This is a genomic window from Bowmanella dokdonensis, assembly GCF_017254865.1.
Classification (GTDB): Bacteria; Pseudomonadota; Gammaproteobacteria; order Enterobacterales; family Alteromonadaceae; genus Bowmanella; species Bowmanella dokdonensis.
Window position 1 is genome coordinate 1 of the sequence record NZ_JAFKCV010000360.1, and the last position, 290, is coordinate 290.

The 290-nt window shown below is 45.2% G+C and carries 1 pseudogene; it reads left to right on the forward strand.

Annotation, left to right across the window (positions count from 1 at the left end):
* Positions 1–166: pseudogene (locus J0A66_RS23490) on the forward strand (HAD family hydrolase); the annotation flags it as partial.
* Positions 167–290: the final 124 nt, after the last annotated feature.

Sequence of the window (290 nt, forward strand, 5' to 3'; positions counted from 1 at the left end):
GATTATCCTGGAAGCCGCCCGTCAGTTTGGTATTGGTCATCTGTTGGCGGTCAGTAATCCTGACTCGAAAAAGCCGGTCAGAGAGATAGAGGAATTCCCGGCAATTCAGGATTATCGCTATTTGCTGGAAGATATTCGCCGCAATCCGGTTGTGCGTGATAGTTAATTAAAATCCACAGATGTTTGGTTATTGTAATCCTGTCATCTTGACCCCAGGCTCGGTATCGCTTTAACTGCTGTTAGTGGCATTGAACACTTATGCATTCTTTTGGAAGGCTCCATTTGTCAGT